This window comes from Blautia sp. St.27G3 (assembly GCF_059728505.1).
The window spans coordinates 98,365-111,273 of the sequence record NZ_BAAGFO010000005.1 but is presented as its reverse complement, the minus strand read 5'-3'; the positions used below and the strand labels follow the sequence as shown (position 1 = coordinate 111,273).

Here is a 12,909-nt window from a genome sequence, read left to right as displayed (position 1 = left end):
ATGTCAGGAAGGACTTGCGGGCAATCCGTCTGTAAACAGATCTATGATTGCTTCCATCTGGGGAGAAATCCATTTGTCTCTATGATAGAGAAGCTGCGCCCACAGATCAATTTCAAAGTTTTTTACATTCAGGTAAGCCAGCTTTCCCGCACGCACAGCAGATACAGTTGCGTAGTCCGGCAGAAGCGAGATGAAGTTACCTGCTTTTTCAAGAATCCGGCAGATCAGGTCAGTGTTTCCCATTTCAAAGACAGGCTTTATCTCAAGCGATTCGCTGGCCAGCCGTTCATCCATGATACGCCGGTAGCTCATCCCTTTTTCGGTCAGGATAAAGGGTTCATGCGTCAGATCTGCGGCACTTAGTGCGGCGGCAGTTCGAAGCGGATTACCGGCGCCTGTGACGAAATGGACATCTTCCTTTTCTTCCTTTACAATAATGTAATCTGTGTTGTAGATATGGTGGTCCAGCGTATAAACAAAATCCACCTCATTCTGGTCAAGGAGGCGGAACATTTCTTTTGTTCCTGCTGTAATGATTTTTATTGTGATGCCCGGGTAGTTTGTCCGCAGATATCCGAAGAGTTTATCAGCAATCACGCCGCAGAGGGAATCTGCCATGGCAAGCCGGATGTGGCCGTGGACTTCCTGATGTGGCTGTGTGGTTTCCTGCATTTTCTGAAGCAGCTGGTTCATCTGATGCGCATAGCGCAAAACTTCAGACCCTTTGTCCGTAAGTGAAACGGTATGGCCGATACGCTCAAACAAAGAGACACCAAGCTCATTTTCGAGCTGCTTGATCTGAAAGGATACGGTGGACTGAGAGTAGCCGAGTTTTTCAGCAGCCTGCGTGAAACTGGAAAGCTCCGCAGTATAAATAAATGTGTTCAGGTTTTTAAAATCCATGAGGAACCTCCATATTTTTGATTTATTTATATGCCATGTTTCCGGAAATCCAGGTAAAGTAAAAAGACAATGCGTTTTCCAGACATTGATTTCATGACACAAAATCAGTATAATATATAATGCAGCTTATGGAAAGCTGCAACGCAGGATTTCATAAAACGTATGGAACATGCATGAATGACAGAAAAACGGTATTGAGATAAAGAGAGGGAGATGTGGGATGAAGAGAAAGAATGGAATGTTTCATAGAAGGATGTTTTGTACGGCTGTAACCGGGGCAGCTATGCTTTCCGGTATGATGGTTGTTTGTGCAGGCGCGGCAGAAGTAAAGGCAGAAACAGATACATTTACTGTTGGGATTTGTCAGTATGTGCAGCATGAGGCGCTGGATGCAGCGACAGAGGGTTTTAAGACGGCTTTGCAGGAACGCTTGGGAGAAAAGGTGATTTTTGATGAACAGAATGCGCAGGGGGATTCCCATACGTGTCCGATTATCATGAATGGATTTATTGCAAAAGAGGTAGACCTGATTCTGGCGAATGCCACGCCTGCGCTTCAGTCAGCGGTAACGGCAACGAGTGAGATTCCGATTCTCGGCACCTCTGTTACGAATTATGCGGTGGCTCTGTCGCAGGAGGATTTTGATGGTGTTGTGGGAGGGAATGTTTCAGGGACCTCAGATCTTGCGCCTCTCGACGGGCAGGCGGATATGATACAGGAACTGTTTCCAGACTGTAAAATGATAGGACTGCTCTATTGTTCGGCTGAGCCTAATTCACAGTATCAGATAGATGTGATGACGCAGGAACTTGAGACACGGGGGTATGTGTGTACCGCATATGGATTTCTGGATTCTAATGATGTCAGTTCAGTTGTGAATAAGGCAGTCATAGAGAGTGATCTCATCTATGTTCCGACAGACAATACGGCTGCAGCGAATGCGGAACTGATTGCAAATATTTGTAGTCCGGCCGGCGTTCCGGTGGTGACGGGCGATGAGGGGTGTTGCAGAACGTGTGGCGTTGCGACTCTGGCGATCAGTTATTATGAGCTTGGCTATGTGACCGGAGAAATGGCAGCAGATATTTTGGAAAACGGAGCGGATATTTCTACGATGCCGATTCAGTATGCACCGAAGTTTACGAAAGAGTATAATAAAGCAGTCTGTGAATCGCTTGGAATAGAGATTCCGAGCGATTATACAGAGCTGAAGATGAGCGGGGAGTTCTAGGTTTTTGGGAGGAGGACGCCCCGGATAAAAGAAACAGGGCAATGGGAGCCAGACAAATAAGTCACCCATTGCCCTGTTTCTTTTATCCGGGGGCTAATTTGGTAATAAAATGGCTAGGTCTCTGTTTCATGTTAGTGCAAATGAATGTTAATGACAAACGACTGTAGTAGTGTGTTGACAAAGAGAAACTACTGTGGTAGTATGAAAACGTAAAAACTACTGCAGTAGTGTAATGCAAATGTAGTGTATTGGTATGGAGGCAGTGCGCTGATACCAATGTGCTGTAATGGTGTTAATAGCCGGCGCAGGGATATGGCGCAGAAATGAAGTGAGGTGTAGGGATGGATGTGAAATTGTTTGATTCAGAACTGAAGGTAATGGATGTGTTATGGCGGAACGGTGACTGTACGGCAAAATACATTTCGGATGTTTTGAAAGAAGAAGTGGGTTGGAACATGAATACGACGTATACGCTGATTAAACGGTGTATCAAAAAAGGTGCGATTGAGCGTTCTGAGCCGAATTTTATGTGTCATGCATTGATTGCCAAAGAGACAGTGCAGGAAGCGGAGACGAATGAGTTAATTGACAAGATCTACGATGGTTCTGCGGATAAGCTGTTCGCAGCTCTGCTGGGGCGCAGGAGGCTTTCAAAAGAACAGATTGATCGGCTGCGGGAGATTGTCGGAGAATTGGAATGAGGTGAGAACTGTGAATTTGATGCAGATGAGTTTTTGTGGCAGTGTGTTGATTCTGGTGACGGTCATTCTCCGTTCCCTGTTGATTCATCAGCTGCCGAAGAAAACATTTATGGTTTTGTGGATGGTGGCGCTGTTTCGTCTGCTGGTTCCGGTGGCCTTGCCCTCTCCGGCCAGTATTTATACCTTGGTTCAGAGAAACGAACCGATGCAGGAACGGATAGATAATCATTCGAAGACAGGTAATATGGTCTTAACGAATGGTTCCATTATAGAGGGGGTGTCTGGCCTGGCGAAGGGGGATCTGTCCGAAGTGCGTGATACCGACACAGTGTATCGGGCAGAGGCTGTGAGGGGCGATGTTTCCCAAAATAGTGGGTCGGTGCTGTTTTCTTTCGCGAGAATCCTTTATTTCGCCGGAGTACTAATATGCCTGGGGTTCTTTGGTTTTACGTATTTCAGATGCTATCGGGAATTTAGTACTTCTCTTCCGGCAGTGGAAGAAAGACTGCGCAAGTGGTACGCGGCACATCCGATGCTGCGTCCACTGTCTGTGCGCCAGTCTGACCGCATAGAGGCCCCACTGTCTTATGGGATTTTGCGTCCGGTGATTCTGATGCCGAAGCGGACGGACTGGGAAGATGGAGAGACGCTTGCCTATGTGCTGGAACATGAATATGTACATATTCGAAGATATGATGGGCTGATAAAGCTTGTTATGGTGGCAGCCCTGTGCCTGCACTGGTTTAATCCACTTGTCTGGGTCATGTACATTTTGGTAAACCGGGATATGGAATTATCGTGCGATGAAACAGTTGTCCACAGATTTGGCGAGAAAGCGAAGGCTTCTTATGCCATGACTCTGATCCAAATGGAAGAGAAAAAGAGCGGCCTGACACCGCTTTGCAACAGTTTTAGCAAAAACGCAATAGAAGAAAGGATAACAGCAATTATGAAAATCAAGAAAAATTCCGTGTCTGCACTATTGGTTGCAGCAATGCTGACCGTGGGTGTGGGCAGTACATTTGCAACGTCTGCAGCGCCAGAATCTACAAATAAGACAGATACGACCAGTCAGTTAAAGGAAAATGACAGAACAGATATCACCGGTGAATTACCAGAGAATGATTCTGAGATTCGCATGGAATCATTTACGGATTTTGATGATAGCCGGAACATGTGGGAGGAGATTTTAGCGCCGTATGAGCCTTTTGGACTGATCTGGGAATATCACCCGGATGAAAGCGGTAATGGACTGAAGATGTATTTTAATGGAAAAGAAGTCCGGGGCATTTTCGACGAAAACAATGGCGTTTGGATTACGGAACATACCGGGAATTCAACCTATGGTACAGATGCAATAGAGCTTTATACGATTTATACAAATGGGGTACTTTCCGGGCTTCGACAAGCTTCAGAGGAAGAGGAGAAGAAATGGAATGTCGGAAGAAGGGCAACGTCTGTTGTAGCAGATATTGTTTCTCAGATATTGCAGGATGTGGCAGACAAAACCGCTTACCGAAATGTAGAAGATTTTCTGGCCGAGGTGATAGGTGAAGTAAAAGACCGTGTACCGGAGGCACTCGCAGAAGAATTTGGCGGAGCTGTATCAGATGAATTGTTAAAGGAAGTAAGCAATCAGATCTGGGAGGAACTGGATTTAGATGAGCTGGCAAAGATTTGGGAAGAACTGGATGGCGAACTGGAAGACCAAATGGAAGAAGCGGAAGAAGTCTGGGATTATGATTTAGAAGTTGCAGAGGAGGATTGGCTTCCGGAATTGGAGACAGAGAATGGCAGCGATCAAAATGCGGATGAGGCAGATTATGAATCTTTGTTGGTACTGAAAACACCGGATTACGAAAAACAGTCTGTGCAAGAATTTAATCAGGCGCTTCTGGATTGGGGCAATGAAAATTTTGAGCGTCATGAACGGATTTTTGAAGATATTTTCAACAATGATTACAGCGATTATCTTTCCCAGGAAGAGCAGGATTTCCTGGAACTGACCTGTGTGCTTTCAAATGAAGAAAACTTTCGCATGATTGTGAGCAGTCTGGAAAAACCGAAAACATCCGGGGAATACGGAGGAATTTTTCTATCAAAAGCACTGGAAGGAGAGACGGAAGGACTTGCATGGTGTGATTTGTGGTATCTTCTGAATTATCATATTGCAGATAACAAACATCTGACAATAGGGGAACGGGATCGCTGTATCCGCGGTGTGATGGAGGAGATCAAGTCTTTCTGGGATCAGACAGACCTGGAGACGCTTATTGCGATGACAAAGGATGAAATGGCAGCCCGGATCGGTGAAATTGCGGAAAAACACAGCAACGATCTGATTAAAATTGTAATTCCTGCGGATCAGGTGAGTTTTGAGGTAATGGATGAACGGGAGGAACTACGAAGAGAAGCGGAGATACAGTAGGGATTTGTAAACTTGACTTCCCGGAAAAGCTGAATTAAGATAGGGAAAGGCCTGTATCAAACAGTTTCCTGTGCAGCTGCTAATTTATAATCCGGAGGAGTATGCATGAAAAAAGAAGAGTGGAAAAAAATCTTTTATCAGTCACTGACCATGTTTATGTCACTGGCATTGGCGATTGTTTTGTTCTTTGTTATCTGGAATTTTGACCAGATACGAAACTCTCTGTACTGGGTGACAGGTATTCTGACCCCGTTTGTATATGGAGGTGTTCTGGCGTATCTTCTGAAAACGCCCTGTAATTTTTTGCAAAGGAGAATAGAAGCGATCTTGCCTGATAAGAAAAAAAGCATGGCAAATAACCTGGCTGTTGTGCTCGTTATAGTTCTGGCAGGGCTGGTTCTGTATCTTCTGCTTATCATGGTGATTCCGGAGGTGGCAAGAAGCATTGCAGTTCTGGCCAATACAATTCCGCAGAGCATAGAGCAGCTTTCCAAATGGCTGGCTGTAGAGCTGGAAGGGAATGAGGTGATTCAGAGCTATGTAAACACAGCGCTTCTGGATGTGGAGAAAAGACTGGAAGCATGGATGAGCACAGATCTGATGCCGCTGTTGCAGGGCATCATGGGTGGATTTGCCAATACGGTGGGATCGGTTTTCACTCTTTTAAAAAATCTTGGAATCGGTGTGATTATCTGTATTTATCTCCTTGCAGGCAGGAAAATCTTTGCGAGACAGGGAAAAACAGTGTTATATGCGACGTTGCAGCCGGAATCAGCAGATAAGATTTTAAAAGAATTTGCATTTATTGATAAAACGTTTGTCGGTTTTTTTGCAGGAAAGATTTTGGACAGTGCTGTGGTAGGCCTGATTTGTTATGCATTTTGTCTGATTATGAGCTTTGTGACAGATTTTCCAAATGCAGTACTGATCAGTGTGATCATAGGCGTGACAAATATTATTCCGTATTTCGGCCCTTTTATCGGAGCAATTCCGTCTGCACTGCTGATTTTGATCACAAGCCCCGTGAATTGTGTGATCTTTCTTATTTTCATTATTATTCTGCAACAGTTTGATGGAAATATCCTGGGACCGAGGCTGCTGGCAGGTAGCGTAGGGCTGAGCGGCTTCTGGGTTCTGTTTTCGATCACATTGTTTGGCGGTGTGTTTGGTTTTGCCGGAGTTTTGATTGGCGTGCCAGTGTTTGCAGTGATATATGATTTTATCAAGAAGCTGGTGGCAAGAGGACTGAGGCGGCATGGGAAAGCGGCATAATTAGATGATGAGGTGATCATCACAGAAGAGCGTAGGGGTTAACAGATTCTTTTAAAGTGATTCCGGATAGAAAAAGCGTGAGTCATAGAAACAGGGCTTACGCTTTTTTTGCGCAAAACGCCCTTTTTTATTCTGTCATTATGACCGACGTTATGGAGGAAACAAAAAAGAATTTATGAAATAGTGAAAGATATAGTATCCGCTTGACTTGATGGGAAGCCAGGATTAATATAATTCTATAGCTTATAAGATGCAGCAGGGGGATTCCCACAAAGGCCAGTACTTGCGGTGATCCAGGATCTTGTGAAAAAACTGGCGACAGAAGGGTTGAGACGGAAGAGCGGAATACAAAAGAGAGAAAGAGGTTATGAGATGAGGTGTTTAAAGAAATTACTGCTGGTATTTTTGACGCTGGTCACATTATTGGGGCTTCCGGTGGCGGCAGAGGCCAAGGTCAAGACAACGAATGCGAAATCCTACAGTCTGAGAAATGTGACAAAAGCAGAGGAAGTGAACGGAACCTGGGTCAAAAAATCCGGAGGCTACAAATTCAGAAAAGAGAACGGAAAATATGTGACTAGCCGTTGGATTAAAGTAGAAGATAAGATTTTCTACATCAACAGTAAGGGCTATCGCACATCCGGATGGATCAAATACAGGAACCATATGTATTACACCAGCAGGAAGGGGCCATTGTGGATAGGCTGGTTGAACCATGGAAAGTATTATCTCAAACCGACCGGAGCAAGAGCAACAGGGTTCTACACGGTGGACGGCCAGAAATATTATTTTGATGAAAAGACCGGCGTTAAGGAGACAGGATGGGTAACGATTGGGAAAAGCCGGTACTATTTTGATAAAGAGACCGGCCAGATGCAGAAAGCAAGGTGGGTCAGAGAAGGAAAATCATACCGGTATGTGGGAAAGAACGGTAAGATGCAGAAATCCTGCTGGCTGACGATCGGAACAAATAAGTACTATGTGGATGCAACAGGCGCAAGAGTAACAGGCACCTATTATATCGAAGAGAAAGGCTATTACTTTAAACGTAACGGGGTTTATGATCCTTCCGTAAAGGTAAAACCAGAAGTAGATCCAAGTAAGCCTATGGTGGCACTGACCTTTGATGATGGTCCAGGAGCTTATACCAACCGGCTTTTGAACTGCCTGGAAGAGAATAAGGCGAAAGCCACGTTTTTCATGGTGGGGTGCAGTGTCTCCAGATATAAAAATGTGGTAAAACGTATGGCCAATATGGGATGCGAGCTTGGAAATCATTCTTATAGCCATCCGGCATTTACCACGCTGTCAGTTTCTTCTATGAAGAATCAGGTAAATACCACCAACAAAAAGATTCAGGAAGCCAGCGGGAAACTGCCGACGCTATTCAGACTTCCCTACGGAGATGGTCATAATAATCATACCGTATTAAACGCGCTGGGCCTTCCGTCGATCTACTGGTCTGTGGATACCAGAGATTGGGCGAATACAGGAAACAGCCAGCATACGGTGAATGCAGTATTAAACAGCGTAAAAAGTGGAGATATTATTCTGATGCATGACATCCATCTGTCCACCGTAAAAGCCTGTGAGATCATCATTCCGGCTTTGAAAAAGAGAGGCTACCAGCTGGTAACAGTGAGCCAGCTGGCGAAATATAAGGGAAAGACTACACTGAGAAAAGGAAAGACCTACACAGGGTTCCGGTAAAACGCACGTTAGCTCCCCTAATAGGATTGCGCCATACGATTTTCGAAGAAAATGCGACAGCCGCCACTAGTACAATCGTGACGGCTGTTTGAAAATTAATTGTAAATTTACAGGAAATGACACTTTTATACGAGGTAAGAATTATAAGAAACAGCTTCACAAATTCTTCACAAAGAAATTAGCACTCACCTCTTGACAGTGCTAACAATTAGGTCTATATTGAAAACTGGAAGGGAGGTTTGCTTATGAATATCAGCAAATTTACACAGAAATCCATCCAGGCAGTGAATGACCTGGAAAAGATCGCTTATGAGTTTGGCAATCAGGAGATTGAGCAGGAGCATCTGCTTTATGCGCTGTTGCATCAGGAGGACAGCCTGATCGGCAAGCTGATTGAGAAAATGGAAATACAGAAAGAGTACTTTGAAAACCGTCTTGAAGAGCTTTTGAATGCACGGGTGAAGGTCTCAGGCGGAAATGTTTATATTGGTCAATATCTGAACAAAGCGCTGGTCAGCGCGGAGGATGTGGCAAAACAGATGGGAGACGAATATGTGTCGGTGGAGCATCTGTTTTTATCACTGCTGAATCATCCGAGTCCTTCTATGAAACAGTTCTGGAAAGAATTTGGTATTACAAAGGAACGGTTTTTGCAGGCCCTTTCTACGGTGCGCGGTAATCAGCGGGTAACGACGGACAATCCGGAGGCGACCTATGATACATTAAACAAATACGGGCAGGATCTTGTGGAGCGGGCGAGAAACCAGAAACTTGACCCGGTTATTGGAAGGGATGCCGAGATTCGGAATGTGATTCGTATTCTGTCGAGAAAGACGAAAAATAATCCGGTTCTGATCGGCGAACCAGGTGTCGGCAAGACGGCAGCTGTGGAAGGGCTCGCGCAGAGGATTGTGCGGGGCGACGTTCCGGAAGGGCTGAAGAATAAAAAGATTTTTGCGCTGGATATGGGAGCTCTGGTAGCCGGAGCGAAGTATCGCGGTGAATTTGAGGAACGTCTGAAGGCGGTTCTGGAGGAAGTGCGAAAGAGCGAGGGCGAAATCATTCTGTTTATTGATGAACTGCATTTGATTGTAGGCGCAGGCAAGACAGACGGTGCCATGGATGCCGGAAATATGCTGAAGCCCATGCTGGCCCGCGGCGAGCTGCACTGCATCGGTGCGACGACGCTGGATGAATACCGTAAATATATCGAAAAGGACCCGGCGCTTGAGCGAAGATTTCAGCCGGTGCTTGTAGACGAACCGACGGTTGAGGATACCATCTCTATCCTGCGTGGGCTGAAGGAGCGTTATGAAGTATTCCACGGCGTAAAGATTACAGATAGTGCGCTGGTGGCTGCCGCTACACTGTCACATCGCTATATTTCAGACCGGTTCCTGCCGGATAAGGCAATTGACCTTGTAGACGAGGCGTGCGCGCTGATCAAAACGGAGCTTGATTCGCTTCCGACAGAGCTGGATGGGCTTCAGAGAAGAATTATGCAGATGGAAATCGAGGAGGCTGCGCTGAAAAAAGAGACGGACAAGCCAAGCCGGGACCGTCTTGAGGTATTACAAAAGGAACTTGCGGAGCTACGGGATGAGTTCAATTCTCAGAAAGCCCAGTGGGATAACGAGAAAAAAGCGGTAGAAAATCTTTCGGCATTGCGTGAACAGATTGAGGCAATGAATAAGGAGATTGAGCTGGCAAAACGCAACTATGATCTGAACAAGGCGGCAGAGCTGCAATACGGAGAACTGCCGAAGCTTCAGCAGCAGCTTGCAATCGAGGAAGAAAAGGTGAACAGCCGTGAGATGACTCTGGTGCATGAGAGTGTGACAGAGGAAGAGATTTCTAAAATTATTTCCCGGTGGACCGGAATTCCGGTATCGAAACTGACACAGGGCGAGCGGGCCAAGATTCTGGCGCTCGATGAGGAGCTTCACAGAAGAGTAGTGGGCCAGGATGACGGTGTGTCGAAGGTGACAGAGGCAATCCTGAGATCGAAAGCCGGAATCAAGGACCCGACCAAGCCGATTGGTTCATTCCTGTTCCTGGGACCGACGGGCGTCGGCAAAACTGAGCTTGCAAAGGCACTGGCCGAGAGTCTGTTTGACGATGAGCAGAATATTGTCCGTATAGACATGAGTGAATATATGGAGAAGCATTCTGTGTCGCGGCTGATTGGAGCGCCCCCCGGATACGTCGGATACGAGGAGGGTGGTCAGCTGACGGAAGCGGTGCGCAGAAAACCGTATTCAGTAGTTTTGTTTGATGAGGTGGAAAAGGCACATCCTGATGTGTTTAATGTACTTCTTCAGGTGCTCGACGATGGACGGATCACAGACTCTCAGGGACGGACAGTAGACTTTAAAAATACAATCCTGATTATGACTTCCAATATCGGTTCACAATTCCTGCTGGAGGGGATTGAACCAGACGGCAGCATCCGTGAGGAGGCGCAGAATATGGTGATGGAACAGCTGCGCGGCAGTTTCCGTCCGGAGTTCCTGAACCGTCTCGATGAGATTATTATGTTCAAGCCATTGACCAAAGAGAATATCGGAAATATCATTGATCTGATGGTTGCAGACCTGAACAGACGGCTTGCGGCGCAGGAGATTCGTCTGGAGCTGGATTCCGATGCAAAAGGGTATATCATTGAGGGTGGCTACGACCCGGTATATGGCGCGCGACCTCTGAAGCGTTATTTACAGAAGAACGTGGAAACGCTGGCTGCCCGTCTGATTCTTTCTGGTAAAGTGGGTATGGATGATACGATTGTATTCCATGTGGCTGACGGAAATTTGAGTGCAGATGTAAAGCAGGAAGGGCAGAAGTAATCCAAGTGAGGATATAAAATCAGAGGTGGAAGGCGAAGCCTGAAGTCATATGGACAATTAGTCAATAATTTGGAAAAGGAGATAGCTATGAATTTGCCGCAGGATCCGATTATGCTGCTGAGTTATGTGAACACACAGCTTCGCGACCACTATGTTTCTTTAGATGATTTTTGCGCGAGTGTGGATGTGGAACGAAAAGACCTGGAAGAAAGACTTGCAAAAGTGAATTATGAGTATGATGAAGCGTGTAATGCTTTTGTATAAGCTGGGAAAGCATATTTTTGGAATGAGAAGAGCTTTATATAAGAGCGGACGCACTCAGATAAGAGAGACACCCCCGGAGGTTCTGACGCAGAGAAGTCACCTCCGGGGGTGTCTCTCTTATCTGAGGCGGATTGCACTCCAAACATCGGAGTGGCTAAACCTCCGGATGTCGTGTCCTGTGGGCAGAGAAGAAAGGAGGGAGTGCCAGTGATTACATACGAGGAATTGTTTTCTTTTACATCTTGTGATAAGATAATCTGCAAATAACAGGCTGGAGGTCTGAATATGAGAAGGTTTAAACGGATTTTTGTGATTGTACTGGACTCGCTCGGAGCGGGAGCACTGGCGGATGCGGCGGATTACGGAGATGCAGGGACAGATACGCTTGGACATATTTCAGAGTGTGTCGAGGAGTTTCATATTCCGAATCTGCAAAGGCTGGGACTCGCCAATTTCCATCCGCTCAGGCACGTGGAGTCGGTCGGGCAGCCGCTGGCGTACTATACGGCGCTTCACGAGGCGAGTAAGGGAAAGGATACCATGACAGGACACTGGGAAATGATGGGGCTGCATATTACGGAGCCGTTTCAGACTTTTTCAGAGCATGGGTTTCCAAGAGAACTGATCGAAGAGCTATCCAGAAGAACCGGACATGTGATTATAGGAAATAAGAGCGCAAGCGGGACAGAGATTATTGACGAGCTTGGCGAGGAGGAAATCGCGACTGGCCATATGATCGTTTATACATCTGCGGATTCTGTGCTTCAGATCTGCGGCCAGGAGGAGACGTTTGACCTGAAAGAGCTCTATCGCTGCTGCGAGATTGCCCGTGAGCTGACCATGCGGGAAGAATGGAAGGTGGGACGGGTGATAGCAAGACCGTACGTCGGAAGAAAAAAAGGAGAGTTTCAGCGCACCAGCAACCGGCATGATTATGCATTGAAGCCTTTTGGAAAAACGGCGCTGAATGCGTTGAAGGATGCAGGACTGGATGTAATTTCCGTTGGAAAAATCTACGATATTTTTGATGGGGAAGGACTGACGGAATCAAACAAGTCGAAGAGTTCTGTTCATGGAATGGAACAGACGATCGAGATAGCGGGACGCGATTTTGAAGGGCTTTGCTTTACAAATCTGGTTGATTTTGATGCGCTGTGGGGACACCGCAGAGACCCCCAGGGATACGCGGAAGAGCTGGAACGTTTCGATGAAAATCTGGGAATTTTGATGCCACTTCTTGGGGATGATGATCTGCTGATTCTTACGGCAGACCACGGAAACGATCCGACGCATACAGGCACCGACCATACGAGAGAGCGCGTTCCGTTTCTTGCCTGGTCACCTTCTATGAAGGGAAGTGGCAGGCTGGAGGAAGCCGATACATTTGCAGTTGTCGGCGCTACGGTTGCGGATAATTTCGGCGTTGCAATGCCGGAGGGGACAATCGGTTATTCCTTGCTGGATAAGCTGGTATAAAACACGAAATATAAAAAAACAGAAATATACAAAATGAAAATGTGAGAGTGGAACGACAGAAGAACGCAAAAGTGGCGGCTG

Annotated in this window: 9 protein-coding genes; 8 read left to right on the top strand and 1 reads right to left on the bottom strand. The window is 46.3% G+C overall.

All coding sequences use genetic code 11. The features are described from left to right. Positions 1-3: 3 nt before the first annotated feature. Positions 4-903, bottom strand: a complete 900-nt coding sequence (locus AC6I2O_RS19135) for a LysR family transcriptional regulator (RefSeq protein ID WP_497743495.1) — start codon at positions 901-903, stop codon at positions 4-6. Between the two features lie 220 nt (positions 904-1,123). On the opposite strand from AC6I2O_RS19135, the gene AC6I2O_RS19130 reads away from it, so the two are divergent. From AC6I2O_RS19130 to AC6I2O_RS19095, 8 genes are all read left to right on the top strand, one after another. Continuing rightward, on the top strand, positions 1,124-2,134 hold the full coding sequence (locus tag AC6I2O_RS19130; protein ID WP_497743494.1) for an ABC transporter substrate-binding protein: 1,011 nt from the start codon (positions 1,124-1,126) through the stop codon (positions 2,132-2,134). A 341-nt stretch (positions 2,135-2,475) separates the two neighbouring features. After that, complete coding sequence (locus AC6I2O_RS19125; RefSeq protein ID WP_120393151.1) at positions 2,476-2,835, top strand: BlaI/MecI/CopY family transcriptional regulator; 360 nt, start codon at positions 2,476-2,478, stop codon at positions 2,833-2,835. Between the two features lie 19 nt (positions 2,836-2,854). After that, on the top strand, positions 2,855-5,263 hold the full coding sequence (locus AC6I2O_RS19120; RefSeq protein ID WP_497743502.1) for a M56 family metallopeptidase: 2,409 nt from the start codon (positions 2,855-2,857) through the stop codon (positions 5,261-5,263). Between the two features lie 105 nt (positions 5,264-5,368). Continuing rightward, positions 5,369-6,535, top strand: a complete 1,167-nt coding sequence (locus AC6I2O_RS19115; RefSeq protein WP_120393150.1) for an AI-2E family transporter — start codon at positions 5,369-5,371, stop codon at positions 6,533-6,535. Between the two features lie 372 nt (positions 6,536-6,907). Further along, on the top strand, positions 6,908-8,245 hold the full coding sequence (locus AC6I2O_RS19110; RefSeq protein WP_497743493.1) for a polysaccharide deacetylase family protein: 1,338 nt from the start codon (positions 6,908-6,910) through the stop codon (positions 8,243-8,245). A 245-nt stretch (positions 8,246-8,490) separates the two neighbouring features. After that, positions 8,491-11,088: an ATP-dependent chaperone ClpB gene (gene clpB / locus AC6I2O_RS19105; protein ID WP_120393134.1), complete on the top strand. Its 2,598-nt coding sequence runs from the start codon at positions 8,491-8,493 to the stop codon at positions 11,086-11,088. Between the two features lie 87 nt (positions 11,089-11,175). Next, positions 11,176-11,352 (top strand): DUF4250 domain-containing protein, encoded by a 177-nt coding sequence (locus AC6I2O_RS19100; RefSeq protein WP_120393133.1) that lies wholly within the window; start codon positions 11,176-11,178, stop codon positions 11,350-11,352. A gap of 285 nt (positions 11,353-11,637) precedes the next feature. After that, positions 11,638-12,828 (top strand): phosphopentomutase, encoded by a 1,191-nt coding sequence (locus tag AC6I2O_RS19095; protein ID WP_497743492.1) that lies wholly within the window; start codon positions 11,638-11,640, stop codon positions 12,826-12,828. Positions 12,829-12,909: the final 81 nt, after the last annotated feature.